The organism is Patiriisocius marinus, from assembly GCF_008974325.1.
GTDB classification, from domain to species: domain Bacteria; phylum Bacteroidota; class Bacteroidia; order Flavobacteriales; family Flavobacteriaceae; genus Patiriisocius; species Patiriisocius marinus.
Map to the genome: position 1 here is coordinate 17,365 of NZ_BKCG01000011.1, position 23,338 is coordinate 40,702.

The window sequence follows — 23,338 nt, forward strand, 5'->3', positions numbered from 1 at the left end:
CCCTTAATTAACAATTAGAATAGAATCTAACGTGGAATGGCTTTTAGTATCTTTGCTACTATGAAATTGCCATTTTACAAATATCAGGGTACAGGAAACGATTTTGTTTTAGTAGATAATCGTCAAAATATATTCCCCAAAAACGATACCAAACTTATTGCACATTTATGTGACAGACGTTTGGGAGTTGGAGGTGATGGGATGATTTTGATAGAAGAAGATGCTGATGTAGATTTTAAAATGGTCTATTTTAATGCAGATGGCAAGGAAAGTACTATGTGCGGAAATGGAGGTAGATGCATTGTTCAGTTTGCGAAATTTTTAAATGTTATTTCTGACAAAACGACATTTAACGCTGTAGATGGATTACATACGGCACATATTATTAATGATGAGGTTGCTCTTGGGATGATTAACGTTTCCGAAGTTAAAAAAGCAGAGAAAGGCGTTTTTTTGAATACTGGATCTCCTCATCACATACAAATGGTTAAGAATATCGATGTTTTTAATGTTTTTGATACAGGAAGAAATATCCGAAATGAAATATATGGTGCTGATGGTGCTAACGTAAATTTTGTGGAGCAAATTTCAGAAAATGAATTTAAGGTTCGAACTTACGAGCGTGGAGTTGAGGATGAAACCTTGTCTTGTGGAACGGGTGTAACAGCAGTTGCAATTGCTATGACAGAACTGGAATTGACAAATGAAGCTACAGTTACTTTACAAACTTTAGGAGGAGTCCTAAAAGTTTCATTTACAAAAATGGATGGTTTTTATAAAAATGTAGTATTGCAAGGGCCCGCTTTACAGGTATTTAAGGGTGAAATAATTATTTAATGTTACAAGGAGAACACATACAATTAAGAGCATTAGAGGATACAGATTTAGAATTTTTGTATGCTATGGAGAATGATACTGATGTTTGGGAAGTAAGTAGTACGGTAACACCATTTTCTAAATTTGTATTAGAACAATACCTAGAAAACGCGCACCGTGATATATACGAAGTGAAACAATTACGCTTAATCATTGAAACTGTAGAAAACCAATACACAGTAGGTTGTATCGATTTATTCGAATACAATCCTCAACACCATAGAGTAGGAGTTGGGCTTGTTATTTTTAATAAGGCTGAAAGGGCTAAAGGGTATGGAGCAGAGAGTCTTAAGTTAGTAGGACGATATGCTTTCGAACATTTACAAGTACACCAATTGTTCGCAAATATTACAGAAGACAATGCTGCTAGTATTCGATTATTTGAAAAAGTAGGATACAAAAAAGCAGGAGTTAAAAAAGATTGGGTTTTCATTAAAGGAACCTATAAAGATGAAATATTATATCAATTTTTTAACCCAAATGTAAAGGGGTTATAATTTCAGAAAATAAATTACCTATGTATTTTAAGAAGATTTTAGTTGCGATTGCACTTATAGGAATTGTTGTAATGGCAGGTTTTGCATATTATGTATACAGTAATATTTTTGTGCCTAATACCGCCTTTAATAACGAAGAGGCACACGTATATATTGGTTCTAATGCAACATATGATCAAGTACGTAAAGATCTAGAGCCATTATTGAAAGATGTTGAAACATTTGATAATGTAGCGGTTAGAAAAGGATATCCTGCTAATATTAAATCTGGACATTTCATTATTAAAAAGGGGAGTAATAACAATGAGATCATTAATAGTATTCGAACAGGAAATATACCAATTGATATAAAATTTAATAATCAAGAGCGTTTAGAAAATCTTGCAGGACACCTTTCTAGGCAAATGGAGCCAGATAGTATTTCTTTTTTGACAGCAATGCGTGATGCAAATTTTTATAAAAATGCAGGTTTCAATGATGATACGGCTCTTGGAATGTACTTGCCAAACACCTATGAAGTGTATTGGAATACTACTGCGGAAGCATTCAGAGATAAAATGTTGAAAGCATACAATGCTTTTTGGAATTCAACTAGAAAAGCTAAAGCTGCTTCATTAAATATGACTGAAATGGAAGTACTGTCCCTAGCGGCTATTGTGCAAAAAGAAACGGCTAAAGAAGATGAGCGACCTAGAGTAGCGGGTGTTTACTTAAATAGAATTAAAAGCGGAATGCTGTTACAAGCTGATCCAACTGTGATTTTTGCAAAGAAAAAAGGAGAAAATAATTTTGATCAAATTATTAAAAGAGTGCTTTACAAAGATCTAGAAATTGACTCTCCTTTTAATACATATAAATATGCCGGTGTTCCTCCAGGACCAATTGCAATGCCAGATGTTTCTTCAATTGATGCTGTTTTAAATGCTGAAAAGCACGATTATTATTATTTTGTAGCCGATGTAACAAATTTTGGCTATCATAAATTTGCTAAAAATTTAGCAGGACACAATCGTAATAAAACAGCTTATGTGAACTGGGTAAATCAAAATGGTATTAATCGCTAATAATTATCATTTTGTTCACGGTCAACTATAAAATTGCCGTCCAATTTGACTTCCACTTTCATATTTCTGAAATTTTATCAGCTTTGCAATAATAACTGAACATATATTCTTGACCTAGATCTAAATTATTTAATTATTTTTTTGGTTTATGTAACGTGTTGATAGTAATGTTAATAACATAACATACTATTTTATATGTGACAGACTTCTCACTGAAAATTTTAATGATTTCAAAAGCATGAATGTCTTGGGAAATATTTAACACCTTGAATATAAGGATTATAAATATAGTTGTATCTTTGCACCCCGAAATTAGTGTGAACGAATATTCTCACTTTATTCAGAAAAATTATGAAACAACACGGATATATTGTAGTAGTACTATTATCATTTTCGCTTTTTTTATTGAGTGGATTTTCTTCTAAGAAGGCGGCGGTAGATTTATCTCACTATAAAATTTCTAAAACGGCATATACTTATTATGTGCCGCAAGAGTTTGAAGTTTCTCTTGATGTAAAGCCATTAAACACTCCGGTGTTTTCCATGTTTTTAGGTAAAACATATATTGGATTTAAAGAAGCTTTAGGTTTTAAAGAGTCACAAGGGGATTATTCAACAATTAATCGTTTTGGTTATTTAGGAAAATATCAATTTGCAGCTACAACGCTTTCATTAATTGGGATTAATAATCCAGATAGGTTTATGAAAGATTCAAAACTTCAAGAAAAAGCATTCACTGCTCATACTTCTAGAAACAAGTGGATTCTTAGAAAAGACATTAAACGTTATTCTGGGAAATATATAGGAGGAGTAAAGGTAACGGAAAGCGGAATTTTAGCTGCTGCGCATTTAGCAGGAGCTGGAAATGTAAAAAAATACTTACGTAGTGGAGGTACTTTTCATTTTGAAGATGCTTTTGGAACTAGTATTAGATACTATTTGAAAAAGTTCTCAGGGTATGATACTTCGCATATTAAACCAAATAGAACAGCAACTGTTATTTAAATGGTATTAAAATAATAAAAAAGACACCTTGAGCTATCTTAGTTTAAGGTGTCTTTTTTATTATCTCTGTATAATAAAAATAGCTGGTCTCTTGTTTAAGTCTACTTTTATCTTTTTCCATAAACTAACAGGAGCAGTCTTTATGTATTCTGTGCTGAGTGTGATATCACAAGCCACACAAATTTTAGTATCTCCTTGTAAATTATTAATCAAACTTTCAAGCATTTGATTATTCCTATAAGGCGTTTCAATAAACAATTGACTTTGGTCTTCTTGTGCAGATGTTTTTTCTAATTGTTTTATTTTAGATTTCCGCTCCGCTTTGTCAATTGGTAAATACCCGTTAAACGCAAAGTTTTGACCATTAAAGCCACTTGCCATCATTGCAAGTAATATTGAAGAAGGTCCTACGAGGGGGACTACTTTTATGCCATTTCTGTGTGCTATTTCTACCACCGCAGCTCCAGGGTCTGCAATACCTGGACAACCAGCATCTGAAATTACTCCTACATCGTGCCCATTTAAACAAGGGTCAAGCATTGCAGGTATGTCCTCTGTTGAGGTAAATTTGTTAATTTCTTCCATTTTTAAATCTGGTTGAGATTTTCTTGGACTCACAGTTTTTATAAAACGTCGTGCGCTTTTTTCGTGCTCAACTATATAATAATCTATTTCTTCAATTGCTTTTTTAACTAATAATGGCAGTACTTCTAGTGGAGGTGTGTCTCCTAAAGTGCAAGGTATTAAATATAGGTTTCCTTTTGGTTGACTCATAATTGGGGTCTTTGTTGCGGAATATTTTGAGTTTAAATATAGCTTAAAAAAAGAATGTTGCCATATATAAATATACGGCAACATAAATAAAAATCTTTAATCAGTTATTCTATAATAAGCTTTTTAGTAGCACTAGCTCCACCATCATTTGTAATAGTCACTAAATAAATACCTTGCGTTAAATTATTTATGTCAATGGTTTCCGTTTTATCGTTTACAGATTGATTAATTAAAATACTTCCCTTTAAATCTGATATACTAACGGTTGAAATACGGTCATTTTCAATTCCAATAGTAAATGAATCTGTTGCAGGATTAGGAAATATAGAAATAGCATTTTCAAGCACGTTATTGTCATTACCACTTAGTAATGTGGTTAACTTATAGATTGATCCGTCAAAATCTAATATATAAAGTTCGTTATCCGGTCCTTGACCAAAAGAAGACCAACTTCTGTTTTCGAAGTTTCCTAAATTTGTTAGTGTTCCGCTACTATCAACCGTCCCGATTATACTTGTTGCGAAATCTGCAAAAAAGTAGAGTCCTTGAAGGTTTGGGTAATCTGTTCCTCGATATACATAGCCTCCAGTAATTGAAAATCCAGCTGGGTGGTCGTATTCTGCAAAAGGGAATGTTAGTTCGCTTTCATCAGGGCAAGTTGATTCGTTATTAAAAGGTGCTGTTCCTTCATAGCATCTCCATCCGTAATTTAATCCCGCTTCAGTTGCACTTACTTTGTTTATTTCTTCTACGGCATTTTGACCTACATCTGCAATCCATAGCTCATTTGTTAATACATCAAATGAAAACCTCCAGGGGTTTCTTAAGCCGTAGGCCCAAATTTCATCACTTCCAGGAATTGCTCCTGCAAATGGATTATCTGCTGGTATTCCGTAATTGTTACCCCCAGATGGATTATCAACATCTATTCGTAAAAGTTTCCCTAGTAAGGTGTTTATGTTTTGAGAGCGATTTCCTGGATCTCCACCGCTACCACCATCACCAGATGCAATGTATAAATATCCGTCAGGACCAAATTTAATAGCTCCACCATTATGGTTGCTGAAAGGCTGAGTGTAATCAATAATTGGTAGTGCAGATGACGCATCGGCAACATCAGGATTAGCACTTACTGTGTATCTACTTATTTGTGTATTGCCTGAAGTGTTTATGTAATTTACGTAGAAAAAGCCATTAGTTACATAATCTGGATGGAATGCTAAGCCAAGTAATCCGCGCTCACCATTAGGAGTAATAATGCTTGATAAATCTAAAAATGGAGTAGGGTTAACGGTACCGTCTGGATTTAAAATTTCAATTAATCCATTTTGTTCTACTGTGAATAGTCTATCATCTCCTGAGTGTTCTAGGCCTAATAGTCTACTGTAGCCGCTTTTAACTAACTGTAATTCTATGTCTTGTGCTTGAATTGATAATGATAGTATTAATACAAAGCTAAGAAGGAAAGGTACTTTTTTCATAGTAATTTATTTAGAAACTAAATGTACCTATTTTTTTAAGCCTTCTTTATTAATGGTACTCACAATAATCTCACATGCATCTTTAAGCATAGCGAAAACATTATCGAAACCTTGATCACCTCCGTAATATGGGTCTGGTACATCTACATTTTCATTTGGAAAAACGGTGTCGAGTATAAGTGATACTTTTTGTTTTTCAGCTTCAGAATTAGCTAGTTTGACAACATCGCGATAATTTGAATTGTCCATAACATAGATGTGATCGTATATTTCAAAATCGTATGTTGAAAAGTGTTTTCCTCGTTGATGTGTAATATCAATCCCGTTTTTATCTGCAACCGCAATGCTTCTTGGATCTGGTGGACTACCTACGTGCCAACTTCCAGTTCCTGCAGACTGCACTTCAAATAATGTAGGATCGAGCATACTTGTGAGTATTCCTTCTGCTAGTGGTGATCTGCATATATTTCCAAGACAGACCATTAGTATTTTAGTTTTCATTAATTCGGAAATTTTATTGATTGGAGAACTCTTATGATTCTTGAATATTTTGGCTTTGCCTATTAAAAGTACTAGAAAAACAAGAGCAAAAAAAATCCCGCTTTAAAGGCGGGATTTTTTTAAAGAGTTAATTTCTTTTGCAAGTCTTCAACATATTTTCTAAACTGCTTATCTGTGCTTGATAAGTTGTCAACAGTTTTGCAGGCGTGTAAAACAGTAGCGTGATCACGCTGTCCTATTTGTGAGCCAATGGATGCTAATGAAGCTTTTGTAAACTTTTTAGCAAAGAACATTGCAAGTTGTCTAGCCTGTACAATATGGCGTTTTCTAGTTTTAGATTGAAGTGTTTCTACGTCCATTTGGAAATAGTCACTTACTACTTTTTGTATGTAATCTATTGATACTTCTCGTTTTGTATGTTTAACGTAATTGTCAACAATTTTCTTAGCGAGTTCAATAGTGATTTCTTTCTTATTGAATGATGAGTGTGCAATTAATGATATAATTGCTCCTTCAAGTTCCCGAATATTTGTTTTAATATTATTCGCTAGAAACTCAACAATATCATCTGGCATTTCAACTCCGTCACGGTATAGCTTATTTTTAATGATTGCAACTCTTGTTTCGTAATCTGGGTGATTTAATTCGGCAGATAATCCCCATTTAAAACGAGATAATAAGCGTTGTTCAATATCAACCATATCTACAGGAGCCTTGTCACTTGTTAAGATAACTTGCTTTCCGTTTTGGTGTAAGTGGTTGAAGATGTGGAAGAAAACGTCTTGTGTTCCTGCCTTCCCAGAAAGTAGTTGAATGTCGTCAACTATTAACACATCAATCACTTGATAGAAATGTATAAAGTCGTTACGGTTATTCTTCTTAACAGATTCACTATACTGTTGTACAAACTTTTCAGCTGAAATATATAGTACTGTTTTTTCTGGATATTTATCTTTTACATCAACACCAATGGCGTGTGCTAAGTGAGTTTTTCCTAAACCAACTGCTCCAAAAATAAGTAGTGGGTTGAATGAAGTTCCTCCTGGTTTATTTGCTACTGCAATACCTGCAGAACGTGCTAACCTGTTAGACTCTCCTTCTAGGAAACTTTCAAAATTATAATTTGGGTTAAGTTGAGACTCAATTTTTACATTGCGGATTCCTGGAATCACGAATGGATTTTTAAGCTCCGGACTTTTATTTTTTAAAGGGACATCCACATTTTGTGATGCTTGCCTATTACTTCTGTTTGAACTAGGGATGCTTTCTGTAAATGGTTGTTTGTTACCATAGGTATTTTCCATACGGATAACATAGACCAATTTAGCAGATTCACCCAACTGTTTAGTTAAAGCAACTTTCAATAATTTTACATAGTGTTCTTCAAGCCATTCGTAGAAAAATTTACTGGGAACTTGAATGCTTAATGCATTATCAGTGAGTTTAACTGCTTTGATGGGTTCAAACCATGTTTTAAATGCCTGTTCAGTAATATTGTCTTCAATAAATGAAAGACAATTGTTCCAAACGTTTACAGCAGTAGTACTCATAGTTTAATAAAGGATATTTTGTTGGTTACTAAGTTGTGGTTGAGGGAGAAGAAAACGGATGTTTCTTTCGTGTTTTTCAACAGTACAAATATGTGAACAAATAAATGAAAAAAAAAGCTCCATGGGTATTGAATTTCTAGTTTTTTTTTCGCATCATTAAATCAATTATAACTACCAACGTTTTTAACCCCTTTTTATTTGTTTATACTTTGAAAAAAACTCCTACACAAATTAGAGTGCGATATGCCGAAACTGATCAAATGGGCGTCGTTTATCACGGAAATTATGCACAATATCTAGAACAAGGTAGAACCGAATGGCTAAGAAACATGGGCTTTTCCTATAAATGGATGGAAGATAACGGTATTCATCTTCCTGTTATCAAACTTTCAATAAATTATAAAGCACCAGCTAAATATGATGATGAACTAACAGTGTTTACGTCTCTTAGGAAAATTCCTACTTATCGAATTGAGTTTTGTTACGAAATATATAATCAAAACAATGAACTTTTAGTTACCGCAGATACAACACTTGTGTTCATAAATAGCGATACTAATAAGTTGATGAAAGCACCAAAATATCTTTTGGACAAATTAGTAGAGTAGTTTGTTGTTTAAAAATATTAGTCTAATTTTTTAATTCCCACTTTATATGTGTTTTCAAAGAGTGAAAATATTTTCTCAGCATCTTTTTGTCTTACTGAAATTTTAATCTCGCAAGAGAGTTCCATTTTTTGATTAATAATTTCTAAAGATTCATCTTTGATAATTCTCATTACAGTATTCATCTCTGGATATTCAAATTTCAGAAGAAATTCTTTGTCTATAGTTTTTTCTACAATTTTTGAAGCTTCTAATGCTAATTGAGCTGATGTTTTATAAGCTTGTATTAATCCGCCAACTCCTAGTTTAGTTCCGCCAAAGTATCGTACGGAAACAACCAATATATTTGTAACATTAAAAGCTTGTAGTTGACCATAAATAGGCATTCCTGCACTGTTGTTTGGTTCACCGTCATCATTAGCCCGATAGGATTCGTATGATTTTCCTAATTGCCAAGCGTAGCAAAAGTGCCTCGCTGTATGATGCTGTTTTCTCAAAGCCTCAATGCACACTTTAATTTCTTCTTCGTCAACAACAGGAAATGCATAGCCAAAAAACTTACTACCACGATCTTTAAATAGCGTTTCGGATGAAGCTTTGGTGATGGTTTTATAGGTGTCTTTAATTTCCATTATATTAGAGATGAAACGGTGACTAGAAAAATACTAATTATAGCAAGAAAAATACCCAGCCAGTTCTTTAATAATAACTTTTCATTAAATAGGAGAATTCCAACAATTGTTGATAATAGTACAATAGCGACATTGTTAACGGTAAAAATACCTGAACTATCCATTAAATCTGACTGAAGTGCTTTTACTAAAAAGTATATCGAAAAATAGTTAGGAACGCCTAAGCAAATTCCTGCAATTACGTTTTTTATTTCAAATTTAAATGATCCTTTTGCAAGTTGAATTCCAATTAGAATAAAACCAATAACTGCTGCGGCGCTAAAAATTACACTTGAGAATAAAGGTACTTCTTGAGCGGGCACAAAAGCATTTTCTAGATATTTTAATGAGGTATCAATAATTCCACTTCCTAAAAATACAAGTAATGGTAATATTAAATTGCTAGCTTGTATAGTAATGCCAGATTCTTTTTTTATAGAGGCAAGATACACAGCAATTAATGCGGTAATTATACCTATACCTTTATATATATCTAGTGACTCATTGTAATAAAGTAGCCCAAAAACAATGGGTATAACAACACTCATTTTAGTCGCTACAGATACCACAGCAAGACCGCTACGCTGAGTTGTTCTTGCCATTAAATTAAATACAATAATAAACAATACCCCTAAACCGAGGGTGTAATAAAACCAAGGGCGGTTTGGTATTGATGATAGTGAAATGGTGCCTTTAAATGCGATTATTCCAGATATGCAAGCTACAACATAGTTGATAACTATAGCATGGAGCGTGTTGACTTTGAATCTATTGAAAAGTTTAAATATTACAAAAATGAAAGTAGATGCTAGAATACTAAATAGTAAGTACATCATAGGTTTTTATTTTTATAAAGAAATAGTGTGTCATTTTTTATACCTTGAGACTCATCGTGAATTTTGTTTAGAAGTGGAGCTTTAATTCCATTTTCAAAATTTGAAATACCTTTAAAAACCAAGGCTTCATCCCAAAGATTTAAATCGATAAATGATTGAAGTGTTTGACTTCCTCCTTCAATTATTATACTCTGAATTCCTTTTTTATGAGCTTCTTTAAGTATTTGTGGGATAAGATTCTCTGAAAAATCTATAGTACAGTGTTCAATAAAATTAGTTGTACTAGCTTCTTTTTCTGTAAAAACAATTGTGGGTGCTTGGTCATTAAACACGTGAGCGTTACTAGGTATTTTAAGAGTTTTGTCTATTACAATTCTAATAGGGTTAGAGCCCTTCCAGTCTCTTGTGGTAAGCGTAGGGTTGTCGTCAATTGCTGTATTTGTTCCTATAAGTATAGCTTGTTCTTGAGCGCGAAGTTTATGAACCCATTGTCTAGAATACTCGTTTGTAATCCAAACAGGTTTCTTGTTATTTCGTTCTATTGGAGCGATGAAGCCATTTGCAGTTTCAGCCCATTTAAGAAATATATAAGGCCTTTTTTTATTCTGAAATGTAAAAAATCGTTTGTTTAGCGCTTCGCATTCTTCTTCAAGAATGCCAATAGTTACAGTGTGCCCCGCTTCAAATAGTTTTTTGATTCCTCTTCCAGCAACTTGTGGGTTAGGATCTGTACAGCCTATTACAACATTTTTAATTCCTTCGCTAATAATTAAATCGACACAAGGTGGCGTTTTTCCGAAATGGCTGCAAGGTTCTAGGCAAACGTATATTGTTGCATTGCTTAAAATTTCAGAAGCTAGATCGCCATAAGTGTTTTTTACATTCTGTATTGCATGAACTTCGGCGTGTGGTGTGCCGGCTTTCCTGTGCCAGCCTTCACCAATGATTTTACCTTCGTGAACAATTACACTTCCTACTAAAGGATTAGGATAGGTGGTGCCTAAGCCATTTTTGGCTAAAGCAATACAACGAGACATATAGAATTTATGGCTTTTCACAAACTCAAAAATACAGCTTATCTTTTAAGTATTTTGGTCTTGTAAAATTGATTTACTTTGTATTTCTAAAAAATAAATAATTTAGCTAATATGCCTATAAAAATTAGACCTATCGAAAAGCGTGACAATCAACAAATTGCCGCAGTTATTAGGAAAGTGCTAATAGATTTGGGAGTGCCAAAGGTAGGGACGGCTTATGCAGACAACTCGCTAGATTGTATGTTTGAAACTTATGATAATGATAAAGCGGCATATTTTGTAGTTGATTTAGAGGGAAAAATTATAGGAGGTGCTGGAGTTGCTCAGCTTGAAAATTATGATGGAAATGTATGCGAATTACAGAAGATGTATTTTTTAGAAGAAGCACGAGGTAAAGGTTTGGGAGCTGAAATGATGGCAATTTGTTTAAATAAGGCAGTTCAGTTTAAGTTCGAAAAATGTTATTTAGAAACAATGACATATATGAAAGATGCTCAAAAACTCTATAAAAAAGTAGGCTTTGAATATCTTAATGGTCCATTGGGTGATACGGGGCATTTTTCATGTCCAGTTCAAATGCTTAAAACATTATAATGACTTTTAAAGACCAGCGTTTGGCTTTCGCCGAAATATTAAAGGAAGACTATCCGCCAGAAGAAATTAATTCGTTTTTCTATATTCTTACGGAACATTATTTTCATTTAAATAGATTTGAAACACATCAAAAAGATGATGCGATATTTCCTAAAGAGAAAGAGCTTCAGTTTTCTGAAATTTTAAAAAGATTAAAAGAACAAGAGCCTATACAATATATAATAGGTGAAACTGAGTTTTTTGGTCTTCCGTTTAAAGTAACGAAAGACACTTTGATTCCAAGACCGGAAACGGAAGAGCTTGTTGAGCTTGTAATAACTGAGTTTAGGGAGTCTACAACTTCTTTAAAGTTGTTAGATATTGGAACTGGTTCGGGATGTATAGCGATTTCATTGGCTAAAAATTTATCTAATGCTATAGTTTCGGCAATTGATATTTCAGAAGAAGCTTTGAAAATTGCGAAAGAGAACGCGCAATTAAATAATGTTAGTGTTGAGTTTATTAAATCAGATATTTTACAAACCTCTCGGTTAGAAGAGTCGTATGACATTATTGTTTCAAATCCACCCTATGTTCGTGATTTAGAAAAGAAATTAATGCAACCTAATGTGTTAGATTTTGAGCCTGAAGGTGCTTTATTTGTTAGAGATGATAATCCGTTGATTTTCTATCGAAGCATTGCGATTCTAGCTAAAAATTCTTTGAAGCCAAATGGTTTGTTAGTTTTTGAAATTAATGAATATCTAGCTCTTGAGATGACGCAGATGTTAACTGATTTAGGCTTTACGTTTATATTGACTAAGAAAGATATTTTTGGGAAGGATCGAATAATACAATGTAATTTTAAATAGCTTATGAGTACACTAAAGTATATATGCGTTTTTTGTGGTAGTAGTGATGGGAAGGACCCTTTAATAACGAGAGCTGCAATAGAGTTAGGTAGAGCGATGGTATCTCACAATATGCATTTAGTGTATGGAGGAGCAAAAATAGGAGTGATGGGTACAATCGCTCAAACTGTTATTGACGGTGGTCAAGATGTGATAGGAATAATACCTTCGTTTTTAAAAAGTAAAGAAGTATTGCATCCTAATTTAACGGAAATTCATACCACTAAAAATATGAATGATCGTAAACTTCAAATGCTTGAAAAGAGTGACGGATTTATTACGCTTCCTGGTGGTTTTGGTACTTTGGAAGAACTTTTTGAAATTGCTACAGGACTTCAGTTAGGACAACACAAAAAACCTATTGGCTTGCTTAATATAAATGGATTTTACGATGAGCTTTTGGCTTCATTACAGAAAATGGTTCGATTGGGTTTTGTGAAACAGCATAATTTAGATTTAATGTTAGTAGACACTACGGTTGAAGGTCTTCTTGCTAAAATGCATGATTTTGAAGCTCCTGATGAGGTGCTTTGGTAGACATTAAAGAAAGTTTATTCTGTTTATCTGTTTTTTTAGCGCATTAATCGAATGCTAATGTGTTGATGTATAAATAATTAACGTTTCGTTAAGTTTTACTGCTTTATTTGTTAGATTTACTATCTAACTTTAGAATAATAGTATGAAATCATTAAAAAAGTATTTCGCTGAGGGCTTAGGTACCTTTGCGTTAGTGTTATTTGGTTGTGGTGCTGCTACAATAGCAAGCGTTTCTCAATCTGGCCCAGAGGGTATAGGTTTGCTTGGTATTTCTCTTGCATTTGGTTTGTCTGTGGTGGTAATGGCATATACAATTGGTCCTATTTCTGGATGTCACATTAACCCTGCAATATCTATAGCTATGCTTGCCGCAGGGAAATTAAGTGTTAAAGATACTGTAGGTTACGTTATAGCTCAGTGTATAGGTGCTATTATAGCGGCTGCTGTTTTGTATCTTCTCGCAAGTGGAAGTGCTGGATTTAGTATGCCTGAATGGGGACTGGGTAGTAATGGTTGGGGAGATGGATATCTAGGTGAGTATAATATGACATCGGCATTAGTGGCTGAATTTGTTTTTACTTTTTTATTCTTGTTAGTAATTTTTGGAACTACTGCTAAAAATGCTTCGCCAGCAATGGCAGGATTGGCAATAGGTATTTCATTAGCGTTAATACATATGGTGGCAATCCCAATAACAGGAACGTCTGTAAATCCAGCACGTAGTTTAGGGCCAGCTTTATTTGCGGGTGGTGCAGCTATGAGCCAGTTATGGTTGTTCATTGTAGCTCCTATTGCTGGTGGATTGTGTGCAGCATTAGTTCGTAATGTGTTTTTAGATGATTAAAACCTGTTCATAAATATCTTAGTAAACCCTACAGTAATTAAAAAGCTGTAGGGTTTCTTTTTTATATTTGTTTTAATGAATCCAGAGGAACAAATTATCCAACTCCGAAAAGAATTAAGAGCGCATAATTATAACTATTATGTACTCGATAATGCTACAATTTCTGACTTTGACTTTGATATAAAGTTGAAAGAACTTCAGGCATTAGAAGATGCTAACCCAGCATTTTATGATCCAGATTCTCCTACACAACGTGTAGGTGGTGAGGTGACTAAAAATTTTAATACGGTGAAGCACGAGTTTAGAATGTATTCTCTAGATAATAGCTATTCGATAGAAGATCTAGAGGATTGGGAAACTCGTATAAAGAAAATTATAGATGGACCTATTTCATATACGTGTGAGTTAAAATACGATGGAGCTTCTATGAGCCTTACTTATGAAAACGGGAGCTTAATTAAAGCGGTGACTAGAGGTGATGGTTTTCAGGGAGATGATGTTACTGCAAATATTCGTACTATAAAGTCGGTTCCATTAAAATTGCAAGGAGATTATCCAGATAGATTTGAGATTAGAGGAGAAATCGTCTTGCCATTTGAAGGTTTTAATAAGATGAATGAAGAGCGATTAGCTGCAGGGGAAGAGTTGTACAGGAATCCAAGAAATACTGCGTCAGGAAGTTTGAAGTTGCAAGACAGTGCTGAGGTAGCTCGCAGGCCATTAGAATGTTTATTGTATAGCTTAGTTGGTGAAAAACTGCCAATTTCAACTCAAATAGAAGGATTAAAGAAAGCAGCTTCTTGGGGATTTAAAGTTCCTGATATTGCGGAAAAAGTAGATTCGATAGAAGAGGTTTTTAGATTTATCAATTATTGGGATGTTCATAGACACGAACTTCCTTACGAAACAGATGGTGTTGTTGTTAAAGTTAATAACTTACAGCAACAAGAGGAATTAGGTTATACCGCTAAAGCTCCTAGATGGGCAATGGCGTATAAATTTAAAGCAGAACAAGTTTCTACAGTACTCGAAGAAATAACATATCAAGTTGGTCGAACGGGAGCGATAACACCAGTGGCAAATTTAACGCCGGTTGAGTTAGCTGGGACTACGGTAAAACGAGCTTCGTTGCACAATGCAGATCAAATTGAAAAACTTGATATTAGAGAAGGAGATACTGTTTATGTGGAAAAAGGCGGTGAAATAATCCCGAAAATTATAGGCGTTGATTTGTCAAAAAGGCTAGAAACATCTGAGCCAACTAAGTATATAGAAAAGTGTCCTGAATGTCAAACACCGCTTTCAAGAACTGAAGGTGATGCAAAGCATTATTGTCCTAATGAAAATGGTTGTCCTCCTCAAATTATAGGTAGGATTCAGCATTATATCTCTAGAAAAGCGATGGATATTGAAGGGCTTGGTGGTGAAACGGTAGCGCTTTTGGTTCAGGCTGGTTTGATTACAACGTACGCAGATTTGTATGAAATTACTGTAGAAGATGTCCTTCCGCTAGAGCGAATGGCGCAAAAAAGTGCTGAAAACTTAGTGGCTGGTGTTGCGGCTTCAAAAAACATTCCCTTTGAACGAGTGCTCTTTGCTTTGGGTATTAGGTTTGTTGGTGAAACTGTCGCTAAAAAACTAGCAAGGCATTTTAAATCGATTGATGCGCTTATGAATGCTTCGAAAGAAGAACTTGAATCAGTTGATGAAATAGGGACACGTATTGCAGAAAGTGTGGTTTCGTTTTTTACTGTTGATGAGCAAATAGATTTGTTTAATACTGAAATTTCAAAGGGTGCAGATCATCGTCTAATAATTGAACGATTGAAAAGGTACGGTGTTCAGTTGGAAATATCTAAAGAAGAATTAGCTGGGCAGACAACAACGTTAACGGGAAGTTCTTTTGTTGTTTCTGGAGTTTTTGAGAGAGTGTCAAGAACTGAGCTAAAAAAGTTAATAGAGTCTAATGGAGGTAAGGTGAGTAGTAGTATATCGGCTAAAACGGGATACCTAATTGCTGGTGATAAAATGGGGCCAAGTAAGCGAGCTAAAGCTGAAACGTTAGGAGTGCCAATTGTTTCGGAAGATGAATTTTTAAAAATGATAGGGCAGTAGTGGCTAAACGGCTATTTTTGCAATACTTTATCTTTCTATATGTTTAAAAAATTACAGCGTAAAAAATTTGAAAAACGTATTGGGCGAGCTCTTGAAAATAGAGATCGTTCTGGAGTGAACAACAAAGTGAATACTATTGGAGTTGTATTTAATGGCGATGAGATTAAAGATCTTTCTTTTTTTAGACCAATGATTTCGGCACTTAATATTTCCGAAGAAAACGTTTCATTTTTAGGGCTTGTAACATTTGATAAGAAACAACCGTCTTTGCCTAAACATTTGTGCACGAAAAAAGATTTTTCGTGGTCTGGCGAATTAAAAGGTGAGTTTTTAAAGGAATTTGTTGCAAATGATTTTGATGTGCTTGTGGCGTATTATAACAATGAGAGTCAGTATTTAGATTTTATTGCTGCCGAAAGTAAAGCGTTGTTTAAAGTGGGGTGTGTTGAGGAAGATGAACGATTGTTTGATTTGATCCTCGCTGAGAAAACAAAAAATAAAATTGGCTTTAATGCTGAATTAATAAAATACTTGAAAATTTTAGGAAAATTGTAAAATATGAAAGAGTTAATAGGAACAGGAGTTGCTTTAGTTACACCTTTTAATCCAGATTTTTCTGTTGATATTGAAGGGCTAAAAAAAGTTGTTAATTATCAGATTGATAACGGAATTGATTATTTAGTTGTTTTAGGAACGACCGGGGAAAGTGTAACGCTTTCTAAACAGGAAAAGCAATTAGTTATTGACACTGTGGTAGAGGCTAATGCATCAAGATTGCCTTTGGTTTTGGGAATTGGAGGTAATAACACAACGGCTGTGGTTGAAGAGGTTAAGGCAACAGATTTGTCTGCTTTTACAGCAATATTGTCTGTTTCGCCAATGTATAATAAGCCTACTCAAGAAGGAATTTATCAGCATTTTGCTGCAATCGCAAAAGCATCTTTGAAGCCAATAATTTTATACAATGTTCCAGGAAGGACTGCGAGTAATATGCTTCCTGAAACAGTTGCTAGACTAGCGGTAGATTTTGATAATGTAGTTGCTGTTAAAGAAGCTGCTGGAGATATAGTTCAGGCTATGAAAATGATTGATTTAACCCCTAAAGATTTTTTAGTTATTAGTGGAGATGATATGATAACATTGCCAATGGTACTTGCTGGTGGGGCAGGTGTGATATCGGTTATTGGTGAAGGATTCCCAGCTGAATTTTCACAGATGGTAACATTTGGTTTAAAAAGGGAAGTGGAAAAGGCGTACGAATTACATTATTCAATTGCTCCGGCGATAGATTACATTTTTGCTGAAGGTAATCCTGCGGGAATTAAAGAAGTGCTAAAGTTGAAAGGCATTTGTGATGCTACGGTTCGATTACCATTGGTTTCAGTGAGTAATCATTTGTCTGAAAGCATTCAGCGATTTATCGATAGTCTTTAGTAGTTAAAGAGCTTAATTATGGGAACTTAAAAATGAGTTCTATAAAACGTGCTTAGCCCAATAATACAGTATAATAATAAGTTTTTTTAGTAATGCAAAAATGATTATTTTTGCCCTCTGTTTTTAAAAAATATGAAACAAACACTTTTTTTCGTTTTTTGTATCTCAATAATGCTAACTTCATGTGGTAATTATCAACGTGTTCTTAAGGGAGATGATAATGCTGCAAAGTTTAAGGTTGCGGACTCACTTTATCAATTAGATTCTAAAGGTAAGTATCGTAAAGCTTTGAAGTTAATGGAGCAAATTGTTCCTGTTTATAGAGGTAAACCTCAAGCAGAAAAGCTAATGTTTATGTATGCCAATACATTTTACGAATTAGAAGATTACTTTTTAGCGGGATATCAGTTTGAGCGTTTTGAAACATCATATCCAAAAAGTGATAGTGTTGAAGTAGCTGCGTATAAATCGGCTAAAAGTTATTACGAACTTTCTCCACGTTATTCACTAGAGCAAAAAGATACATATAAAGGGTTAGAGAAATTACAAGTGTTTGTAAACAAATATCCTAATTCTCAGTATAGAGAGGAAGCTAATGTTCTTGTAAAAGAGTTACGTGAAAAATTAGAGAAAAAAGACATTGAAGTTGCAGATCAATATTTATTGATTGCAAACCAAGTTGGTAGTTATAAACCTGCGATTGAATCGTATGAAAACTTTATTAGTGATCATCCAGGTTCTATTTATAGAGAAGATGCTTTTTATGGGCGTATTGATGCAGCGTATAACCGCGCATTGAGTAGTGTTCCTCAGGTAGTTGAAGAACGATTAATTACAGCAAAAGGGTATTACAACCAATATATAAAATATTACAAAGTAGGTGCGAGAAGAGAAGATGCAGATGCATTGCTTTTAGAGATTAACAAGCGTCTTTCAGTATACGAAGTAACAACGACAGAAAATTAAGATTATGGCAGATATCAAAAACAGTATTGCTCCTTTGAGCACAACTACAATAGACAAAAACTTAGTGGATGCTCCTACAAACAACATCTACGAAGCTATTTCTATTATCTCTAAGAGAGCTAACCAAATTAATGGTGACATCAAAAAAGAGTTGTTAGAAAAATTAGATGAGTTTGCTACCTATAACGATAGCTTAGAAGAAATTTTCGAAAATAAGGAGCAAATTGAAGTTTCTAAGTTTTACGAAAAATTACCTAAACCACATTCACTTGCAGTACAAGAGTGGTTAGAGAATAAAATCTACCACCGTAATACTGCGGATGAAGCATTGGAACAATAAAGTATGTCTACTTTAAGCGGAAAGAAAATACTTTTAGGCGTTACCGCTGGTATTGCCGCTTACAAAGCAGCATTTTTAGTGCGTTTGTTTGTTAAGGAAGGAGCTGAGGTTCGTGTTGTAATGACACCCTCTGCTAGAGATTTTGTGACTCCACTTACCCTTTCTACACTTTCGAAAAATGAAGTTTACAGTTCTTTTGTTGAAGAAGAATCTGAAACAGATACAGAAAAATTTGCCCAATGGAATAACCACGTAGCGTTAGGACTTTGGGCAGATTTTTTTATAATAGCTCCTGCCACTGCAAATACTTTGTCGAAAATGGCAAATGGTACTTGCGATAACATATTACTAGCCACATACCTTTCGGCTAAATGTCCTGTGTATTATGCACCTGCAATGGACTTAGATATGTACAAGCACCCATCTACACTTAATACATTCGAAAAATTAGATAGCTTCGGAAATGTTAGAATTCCAGCAGAAAGTGGAGAGCTTGCGAGTGGTTTAGTAGGTCAAGGGAGAATGGCTGAACCTGAAAACATTGTTAGTTTTCTAAAAGCCGAAATATTAAAAACGTTACCCCTTAGAAATAAAAAAATATTAATTACTGCAGGGCCTACTTACGAAGCGATAGATCCTGTTCGGTTTATAGGGAATCATTCGAGCGGGAAAATGGGTGTTGCTATAGCGGAAAAGGCAGCATTACTAGGTGCTGAGGTTACTTTGGTTTTAGGGCCTTCAAGTGTTCCTATTTCAGATAAAAGTATAGAAGTCGTTAGAGTTATTTCTGCAAATGAAATGTATGAAGCAGTTCATCAAGTTTTTGAACAAGTTGATATCGCTATCTTTAGCGCGGCAGTTGCAGATTACAGACCAGCCCAAATCGCTACAGAAAAAATTAAGAAAAAAGAGAGTACTCTTACAATCACATTAGAGAAAACGAAGGATATATTAGCGTCGGCTGGTTTAATTAAAAAACAACAATTTTTAGTAGGTTTTGCATTAGAAACTCAGAATGAATTAACAAATGCAAAAAAGAAACTAGAGAAAAAGAATTTAGATTTAATTGTCTTAAATTCGCTAAGAGATAAAGGTGCTGGATTTAAAGGCGATACTAATAAGGTAACTCTTGTTGATAAAGACAATAAAGTGACTCCTTTTGAAGTTAAAAGTAAGGCAGATGTTGCCACAGATATTTTAGAACATATTATTACAAAAATACATGCGTAATTTATTACTTATTATTACAATATTTATTTGCGGTTCAGTAAGTTGGGCACAAGAGCTTAATGCTACTGTAACTGTAGATGCAGAACAAACTGGACAACAAAACAACCAGGTTTTTAGAACTTTAGGTCAACAGTTGACAGAATTTATAAATAATAAGAGTTGGACTAACGACAAGTTTTTAAATCAAGAGCGTATTAATGCTAATTTTACGCTAATTATTACTTCGTATGAAGGAACTTCATTTAGTGGTTCATTGCAAGTACAAGCCTCAAGACCTGTATTTAATTCTACTTACACATCGCCACTTTATAATTACAACGATCGTCAAGTAGCTTTTGATTATAAAGAGTTTGAGCCCTTAGTTTTTAATGTAAACGCTTATGATTCTAATTTAGTTTTTTTAATTGCTTATCACGTTTATACTATATTAGGTTTAGATGCTTCTACATTTGAATTAAATGGAGGAGATAAGTATTTTGAAATAGCTAAACAGATTACAAACACAGCTTCTTCAGGAAGTTTTACTGGATGGAAAGCAACAGACGGAACGCAATCTCGTTACCGTTTTAACGATGCATTAGTATCTCAAGTTTATAGTGAATTTCATAAAGCTATGTATCAATATCATAGAGAAGGTCTTGATATTATGGCAGATGATCAAAAAGGAGCGAAAGATGCAATTATTGCATCTTTAAATACATTAAGGAGTATAAACGATCGTCGTCCTAACTCTTATATACTACGTACATTCTTTGATGCGAAAGTAGATGAAATTAAAAACATCTTCTCTGGAGGCCCTGCTATTGACTTGGCTGACCTTAAGGAAAACTTAAACAGAATGGCGCCTACACGAAGAAGTACTTGGAGTGAAATTAGATAGATTCTTTTTCTTTCTTTAAAAGAATTTTATTTACTTCTTTGTATTTTTATAAGGTTCAAATTTCATCTAAATGATTACAAGCCTTTCCATAAAAAATTATGCATTAATTGAAGATATCCGTGTTGATTTACAACAGGGATTAACAATTATTACTGGTGAAACAGGAGCTGGAAAGTCCATACTTTTAGGAGCTATGGCACTTTTACTTGGTAAACGAGCAGATAGTTCAAGCGTGCGTAACGCTGAGAAAAAATGTATTGTAGAAGGAGAATTTAATTTGAACGGCTACGGTTTAAAAAATGTCTTTTTAGAAAACGATCTCGACTACGATAATCATACAATTATTAGACGTGAGATATTACCAAGTGGAAAATCTAGAGCGTTTGTAAATGATAGTCCGGTTGGGTTGTCTCAATTACAAACCTTGGCTGTTTTTCTTGTTGATATCCATAGTCAAAACACTACAAATTCATTTGCAGATGAGTCATTTCAAGTAGAAGTTATTGATGCCGTAGGTGGTACATTACCTTTGCTTACTAAATACCAAAATAACCTTTCACTGTATTCTGAAATATCAAAGAAATTAGTAATTGCTAAAGAAGAGAAATTTTCAGCAGATAAAGAATTAGATTACAATGCATTTCTTCAAAGTGAACTTACTGAAATTCCACTTAAAGGAATTAAACAAGATGCATTAGAAGAAACTTATGAAACTTTAAATAACGCAGAAGAAATTCAAGAGGCATTGGGTTCAGTATTGCAAATTGCAAACCTAGAGGACCAAGGAGCTTTAGATCAACTTAAGCAAATGCGCGCTATATTGAGTAGGCTTTCTGGTTTTTCAAGTTCTTTCAATGAGTTGCAAGAGCGCTTAAATAGTGTAGTATTAGAATTAGAGGACGTTTTAGAATCTGTTCAAAATAAAATGGAATCTGTAGAGGTTGATCCTTCAGAGTTAACTCGAATTGATGATTTGCTGCAACACGTGTATAAACTTCAACAAAAGCACAATGTACAAACTGTTGAAGAGTTGATAGTAATTGAAGAAGAGCTTTCTGCTAAATTATATACAACTGCTGTTCTTGATGAGCGTATAGCACAATTAGAAAATGAACAGAACACTTTATTGGAAGTACTTAAAATTTCGGCGGAAGCCTTATTTAAATCCCGTCAAAAAGTATTGCCAAAACTAATTTCATTATTAGAAGATAAACTAGCGCTGTTAGGCTTGCCCAATGCACGTTTTAAAATAGAGCACGTTGTAACCGAAGACTTTAAAAAGTTAGGTAACGATAGAGTAGCGGTGTACTTTACAGCTAACAAAGGCGGTACCTTTGGATTGCTTAAAAAAGTAGCTTCTGGAGGAGAAATGAGTAGAATTATGTTAAGCGTTAAAGCTGTTTTAGCTACTTACAAACAACTGCCAACAATTATATTTGATGAAATTGACACTGGAGTTTCTGGTGAGATTGCATTGAAAATGGCGGGCATAATGAGCACTATGAGTGAGAATATGCAGTTAATAAGTATTACACATTTACCTCAAATTGCAGCAAAAGGTTCTAACCATATTAAGGTGTACAAAGAGGATGTCAATAACATAACCGAAACGAAGCTAATGTCGCTTAATGAAGAGGAACGAATTGTAGAAATAGCGCAAATGATAGGCGGGAATAGTGTTACAGATACTACACTTGCAAACGCAAAAGAGCTTTTAAATTAAAAAGTATAGCGTATATTTACCGCGCTAATTAACGGTAGTAAAAACAACCAAGAAAAACCACGACGTATGTCTTATAACTTATTAAAAGGAAAAAGAGGAATTATTTTTGGAGCTTTAGATGCAAATTCAATTGCTTGGAAAACTGCTGAAAGAGTTCACGAAGAAGGTGGAACTTTTGTTCTAACAAATGCACCAATTGCATTAAGAATGGGTACAATTAATGAGCTTGCTGAAAAAACAGGATCTCAAGTAATACCTGCTGATGCTACTAAAATTGAAGATCTAGAAAACCTTGTTGAAAAAGCAATGGAGGTTTTAGGTGGCAAAATAGATTTCGTTTTACACTCAATAGGAATGTCTGTAAATGTTAGAAAAGGGAATGCTTACACATCTCAAAACTACGATTATACTCACAAAGGCTGGGATGTTTCAGCGGTATCGTTTCATAAAACTATGAGCGTTCTTTACAATAAAGACGCTATGACAGAGTGGGGAAGTATTGTTGCATTAACGTATATGGCTGCGCAACGTGTGTTTCCAGATTATAACGATATGGCAGACAACAAAGCTTACTTAGAGTCTATTGCTAGAAGTTTTGGGTACTTTTTTGGACGTGATAAAAATGTTCGTGTAAATACTATTTCACAATCACCTACACCAACTACGGCTGGACAAGGAGTAAAAGGATTTGACGGTTTTATAGCGTATGCTGAAAAAATGAGTCCTCTTGGAAACGCGACAGCAGAAGATTGTGCAAACTATACAATTGCTATGTTTAGTGACTTAACAAAACGTGTAACACTTCAAAATTTATTCAATGACGGTGGTTTCTCAAATATGGGAGTAAGTACTGCTGTAATGGATAAATTTACTGAGTAATTACATTGA

Annotated in this window: 25 protein-coding genes; 18 read left to right on the forward strand and 7 right to left on the reverse strand. The window is 34.2% G+C overall.

All coding sequences use genetic code 11. The features are described from left to right. Positions 1-60 precede the first annotated feature (60 nt). The 4 genes from dapF to GBH57_RS14745 all read left to right on the forward strand — a co-directional run bounded on the left by dapF (position 61) and on the right by GBH57_RS14745 (position 3,442). Positions 61-837: a diaminopimelate epimerase gene (gene dapF, locus GBH57_RS14730; RefSeq protein ID WP_151675325.1), complete on the forward strand. Its 777-nt coding sequence runs from the start codon at positions 61-63 to the stop codon at positions 835-837. Beyond that, positions 837-1,373, forward strand: a complete 537-nt coding sequence (locus tag GBH57_RS14735) for a GNAT family N-acetyltransferase (RefSeq protein WP_151675266.1) — start codon at positions 837-839, stop codon at positions 1,371-1,373. The genes dapF and GBH57_RS14735 overlap by 1 nt, the downstream gene beginning before the upstream one ends. A gap of 20 nt (positions 1,374-1,393) precedes the next feature. After that, the gene (gene mltG, locus GBH57_RS14740) at positions 1,394-2,437 is read left to right on the forward strand and encodes an endolytic transglycosylase MltG (protein ID WP_151675267.1); all 1,044 of its coding nucleotides are present in this window, start codon (positions 1,394-1,396) and stop codon (positions 2,435-2,437) included. A gap of 351 nt (positions 2,438-2,788) precedes the next feature. Continuing rightward, complete coding sequence (locus GBH57_RS14745; RefSeq protein ID WP_151675268.1) at positions 2,789-3,442, forward strand: peptidoglycan-binding protein LysM; 654 nt, start codon at positions 2,789-2,791, stop codon at positions 3,440-3,442. 60 nt (positions 3,443-3,502) lie between these two features. Here GBH57_RS14745 and GBH57_RS14750 read toward each other — a convergent pair whose 3' ends face one another. The 4 genes from GBH57_RS14750 to dnaA form a co-directional block, all read right to left on the reverse strand. Beyond that, complete coding sequence (locus GBH57_RS14750) at positions 3,503-4,216, reverse strand: SAM-dependent methyltransferase (protein WP_151675269.1); 714 nt, start codon at positions 4,214-4,216, stop codon at positions 3,503-3,505. A gap of 104 nt (positions 4,217-4,320) precedes the next feature. Next, positions 4,321-5,697 carry a PQQ-dependent sugar dehydrogenase gene (locus GBH57_RS14755; protein WP_151675270.1) on the reverse strand — a complete coding sequence of 459 codons (1,377 nt, stop codon included), beginning with the start codon at positions 5,695-5,697 and terminating at the stop codon, positions 4,321-4,323. Positions 5,698-5,724: 27 nt separating this feature from the next. Further along, positions 5,725-6,198, reverse strand: a complete 474-nt coding sequence (locus GBH57_RS14760; protein WP_151675271.1) for a low molecular weight protein-tyrosine-phosphatase — start codon at positions 6,196-6,198, stop codon at positions 5,725-5,727. Positions 6,199-6,317: 119 nt separating this feature from the next. Next, positions 6,318-7,748 carry a chromosomal replication initiator protein DnaA gene (gene dnaA / locus GBH57_RS14765; RefSeq protein ID WP_151675272.1) on the reverse strand — a complete coding sequence of 477 codons (1,431 nt, stop codon included), beginning with the start codon at positions 7,746-7,748 and terminating at the stop codon, positions 6,318-6,320. 209 nt (positions 7,749-7,957) lie between these two features. Here dnaA and GBH57_RS14770 point away from each other — a divergent pair, with 209 nt between their 5' ends. After that, positions 7,958-8,356 carry an acyl-CoA thioesterase gene (locus GBH57_RS14770; RefSeq protein ID WP_151675273.1) on the forward strand — a complete coding sequence of 133 codons (399 nt, stop codon included), beginning with the start codon at positions 7,958-7,960 and terminating at the stop codon, positions 8,354-8,356. Between the two features lie 17 nt (positions 8,357-8,373). Here the strand turns inward: GBH57_RS14770 and GBH57_RS14775 are convergent, their stop codons facing one another. The 3 genes from GBH57_RS14775 to ribD are packed head-to-tail and all read right to left on the reverse strand — an operon-like array spanning position 8,374 to position 10,918. Then, positions 8,374-8,985, reverse strand: coding sequence for an IMPACT family protein (locus tag GBH57_RS14775; protein ID WP_151675274.1), 612 nt, complete (start codon positions 8,983-8,985; stop codon positions 8,374-8,376). After that, a complete protein-coding gene (locus GBH57_RS14780; RefSeq protein WP_151675275.1) occupies positions 8,985-9,860 on the reverse strand; it encodes an EamA family transporter in 876 nt (291 codons plus the stop codon). Before GBH57_RS14780 ends, GBH57_RS14775 begins: the two co-directional genes overlap by 1 nt. Next, a complete protein-coding gene (ribD, locus tag GBH57_RS14785) occupies positions 9,857-10,918 on the reverse strand; it encodes a bifunctional diaminohydroxyphosphoribosylaminopyrimidine deaminase/5-amino-6-(5-phosphoribosylamino)uracil reductase RibD (protein ID WP_151675276.1) in 1,062 nt (353 codons plus the stop codon). The genes GBH57_RS14780 and ribD overlap by 4 nt, the downstream gene beginning before the upstream one ends. A 90-nt stretch (positions 10,919-11,008) precedes the next feature. Between ribD and GBH57_RS14790 the strand changes: the two genes are divergently transcribed. The 13 genes from GBH57_RS14790 to GBH57_RS14850 all read left to right on the forward strand — a co-directional run bounded on the left by GBH57_RS14790 (position 11,009) and on the right by GBH57_RS14850 (position 23,329). Further along, positions 11,009-11,491, forward strand: coding sequence for a GNAT family N-acetyltransferase (locus GBH57_RS14790; protein ID WP_151675277.1), 483 nt, complete (start codon positions 11,009-11,011; stop codon positions 11,489-11,491). Further along, the gene (gene prmC, locus GBH57_RS14795; protein ID WP_151675278.1) at positions 11,491-12,342 is read left to right on the forward strand and encodes a peptide chain release factor N(5)-glutamine methyltransferase; all 852 of its coding nucleotides are present in this window, start codon (positions 11,491-11,493) and stop codon (positions 12,340-12,342) included. Before GBH57_RS14790 ends, prmC begins: the two co-directional genes overlap by 1 nt. Positions 12,343-12,345: 3 nt before the next feature. Continuing rightward, complete coding sequence (locus GBH57_RS14800; protein WP_151675279.1) at positions 12,346-12,918, forward strand: LOG family protein; 573 nt, start codon at positions 12,346-12,348, stop codon at positions 12,916-12,918. A gap of 142 nt (positions 12,919-13,060) precedes the next feature. After that, the gene (gene aqpZ, locus GBH57_RS14805; RefSeq protein WP_151675280.1) at positions 13,061-13,762 is read left to right on the forward strand and encodes an aquaporin Z; all 702 of its coding nucleotides are present in this window, start codon (positions 13,061-13,063) and stop codon (positions 13,760-13,762) included. A 75-nt stretch (positions 13,763-13,837) separates the two neighbouring features. Further along, complete coding sequence (gene ligA / locus GBH57_RS14810; protein WP_151675281.1) at positions 13,838-15,877, forward strand: NAD-dependent DNA ligase LigA; 2,040 nt, start codon at positions 13,838-13,840, stop codon at positions 15,875-15,877. A gap of 39 nt (positions 15,878-15,916) precedes the next feature. Beyond that, complete coding sequence (locus tag GBH57_RS14815; RefSeq protein ID WP_151675282.1) at positions 15,917-16,432, forward strand: DUF6913 domain-containing protein; 516 nt, start codon at positions 15,917-15,919, stop codon at positions 16,430-16,432. A gap of 3 nt (positions 16,433-16,435) precedes the next feature. Continuing rightward, positions 16,436-17,311, forward strand: coding sequence for a 4-hydroxy-tetrahydrodipicolinate synthase (gene dapA / locus GBH57_RS14820; RefSeq protein WP_151675283.1), 876 nt, complete (start codon positions 16,436-16,438; stop codon positions 17,309-17,311). A gap of 132 nt (positions 17,312-17,443) precedes the next feature. Further along, complete coding sequence (locus GBH57_RS14825; protein WP_151675284.1) at positions 17,444-18,277, forward strand: outer membrane protein assembly factor BamD; 834 nt, start codon at positions 17,444-17,446, stop codon at positions 18,275-18,277. Between the two features lie 4 nt (positions 18,278-18,281). Then, positions 18,282-18,617: a DNA-directed RNA polymerase subunit omega gene (locus GBH57_RS14830; protein ID WP_151675285.1), complete on the forward strand. Its 336-nt coding sequence runs from the start codon at positions 18,282-18,284 to the stop codon at positions 18,615-18,617. A gap of 3 nt (positions 18,618-18,620) precedes the next feature. After that, positions 18,621-19,847 carry a bifunctional phosphopantothenoylcysteine decarboxylase/phosphopantothenate--cysteine ligase CoaBC gene (coaBC, locus tag GBH57_RS14835; protein WP_151675286.1) on the forward strand — a complete coding sequence of 409 codons (1,227 nt, stop codon included), beginning with the start codon at positions 18,621-18,623 and terminating at the stop codon, positions 19,845-19,847. Further along, positions 19,840-20,727, forward strand: a complete 888-nt coding sequence (porD, locus tag GBH57_RS14840; protein WP_151675287.1) for a type IX secretion system protein PorD — start codon at positions 19,840-19,842, stop codon at positions 20,725-20,727. Before coaBC ends, porD begins: the two co-directional genes overlap by 8 nt. A 70-nt stretch (positions 20,728-20,797) precedes the next feature. Beyond that, positions 20,798-22,450, forward strand: a complete 1,653-nt coding sequence (gene recN, locus GBH57_RS14845; RefSeq protein WP_151675288.1) for a DNA repair protein RecN — start codon at positions 20,798-20,800, stop codon at positions 22,448-22,450. 66 nt (positions 22,451-22,516) lie between these two features. Beyond that, the gene (locus tag GBH57_RS14850; RefSeq protein WP_151675289.1) at positions 22,517-23,329 is read left to right on the forward strand and encodes an enoyl-ACP reductase FabI; all 813 of its coding nucleotides are present in this window, start codon (positions 22,517-22,519) and stop codon (positions 23,327-23,329) included. The last annotated feature ends 9 nt before the right edge of the window (positions 23,330-23,338 follow it).

What these genes read in the sequence shown, in the direction of transcription:
- GBH57_RS14780 (WP_151675275.1), bottom strand. Translation starts at nt 9,860, where the DNA reads ATGATGTACTTACTATTTAGTATTCTAGCATCTACTTTCATTTTTGTA.
- GBH57_RS14790 (WP_151675277.1), top strand. Translation starts at nt 11,009, where the DNA reads ATGCCTATAAAAATTAGACCTATCGAAAAGCGTGACAATCAACAAATT.
- dapA (WP_151675283.1), top strand. Translation starts at nt 16,436, where the DNA reads ATGAAAGAGTTAATAGGAACAGGAGTTGCTTTAGTTACACCTTTTAAT.
- mltG (WP_151675267.1), top strand. Translation starts at nt 1,394, where the DNA reads ATGTATTTTAAGAAGATTTTAGTTGCGATTGCACTTATAGGAATTGTT.
- GBH57_RS14850 (WP_151675289.1), top strand. Translation starts at nt 22,517, where the DNA reads ATGTCTTATAACTTATTAAAAGGAAAAAGAGGAATTATTTTTGGAGCT.
- coaBC (WP_151675286.1), top strand. Translation starts at nt 18,621, where the DNA reads ATGTCTACTTTAAGCGGAAAGAAAATACTTTTAGGCGTTACCGCTGGT.
- GBH57_RS14800 (WP_151675279.1), top strand. Translation starts at nt 12,346, where the DNA reads ATGAGTACACTAAAGTATATATGCGTTTTTTGTGGTAGTAGTGATGGG.
- dnaA (WP_151675272.1), bottom strand. Translation starts at nt 7,748, where the DNA reads ATGAGTACTACTGCTGTAAACGTTTGGAACAATTGTCTTTCATTTATT.
- GBH57_RS14830 (WP_151675285.1), top strand. Translation starts at nt 18,282, where the DNA reads ATGGCAGATATCAAAAACAGTATTGCTCCTTTGAGCACAACTACAATA.
- recN (WP_151675288.1), top strand. Translation starts at nt 20,798, where the DNA reads ATGATTACAAGCCTTTCCATAAAAAATTATGCATTAATTGAAGATATC.
- GBH57_RS14745 (WP_151675268.1), top strand. Translation starts at nt 2,789, where the DNA reads ATGAAACAACACGGATATATTGTAGTAGTACTATTATCATTTTCGCTT.
- GBH57_RS14760 (WP_151675271.1), bottom strand. Translation starts at nt 6,198, where the DNA reads ATGAAAACTAAAATACTAATGGTCTGTCTTGGAAATATATGCAGATCA.
- GBH57_RS14825 (WP_151675284.1), top strand. Translation starts at nt 17,444, where the DNA reads ATGAAACAAACACTTTTTTTCGTTTTTTGTATCTCAATAATGCTAACT.
- prmC (WP_151675278.1), top strand. Translation starts at nt 11,491, where the DNA reads ATGACTTTTAAAGACCAGCGTTTGGCTTTCGCCGAAATATTAAAGGAA.
- GBH57_RS14750 (WP_151675269.1), bottom strand. Translation starts at nt 4,216, where the DNA reads ATGAGTCAACCAAAAGGAAACCTATATTTAATACCTTGCACTTTAGGA.
- GBH57_RS14775 (WP_151675274.1), bottom strand. Translation starts at nt 8,985, where the DNA reads ATGGAAATTAAAGACACCTATAAAACCATCACCAAAGCTTCATCCGAA.
- aqpZ (WP_151675280.1), top strand. Translation starts at nt 13,061, where the DNA reads ATGAAATCATTAAAAAAGTATTTCGCTGAGGGCTTAGGTACCTTTGCG.
- GBH57_RS14735 (WP_151675266.1), top strand. Translation starts at nt 837, where the DNA reads ATGTTACAAGGAGAACACATACAATTAAGAGCATTAGAGGATACAGAT.
- dapF (WP_151675325.1), top strand. Translation starts at nt 61, where the DNA reads ATGAAATTGCCATTTTACAAATATCAGGGTACAGGAAACGATTTTGTT.
- porD (WP_151675287.1), top strand. Translation starts at nt 19,840, where the DNA reads ATGCGTAATTTATTACTTATTATTACAATATTTATTTGCGGTTCAGTA.
- GBH57_RS14755 (WP_151675270.1), bottom strand. Translation starts at nt 5,697, where the DNA reads ATGAAAAAAGTACCTTTCCTTCTTAGCTTTGTATTAATACTATCATTA.
- GBH57_RS14815 (WP_151675282.1), top strand. Translation starts at nt 15,917, where the DNA reads ATGTTTAAAAAATTACAGCGTAAAAAATTTGAAAAACGTATTGGGCGA.
- ligA (WP_151675281.1), top strand. Translation starts at nt 13,838, where the DNA reads ATGAATCCAGAGGAACAAATTATCCAACTCCGAAAAGAATTAAGAGCG.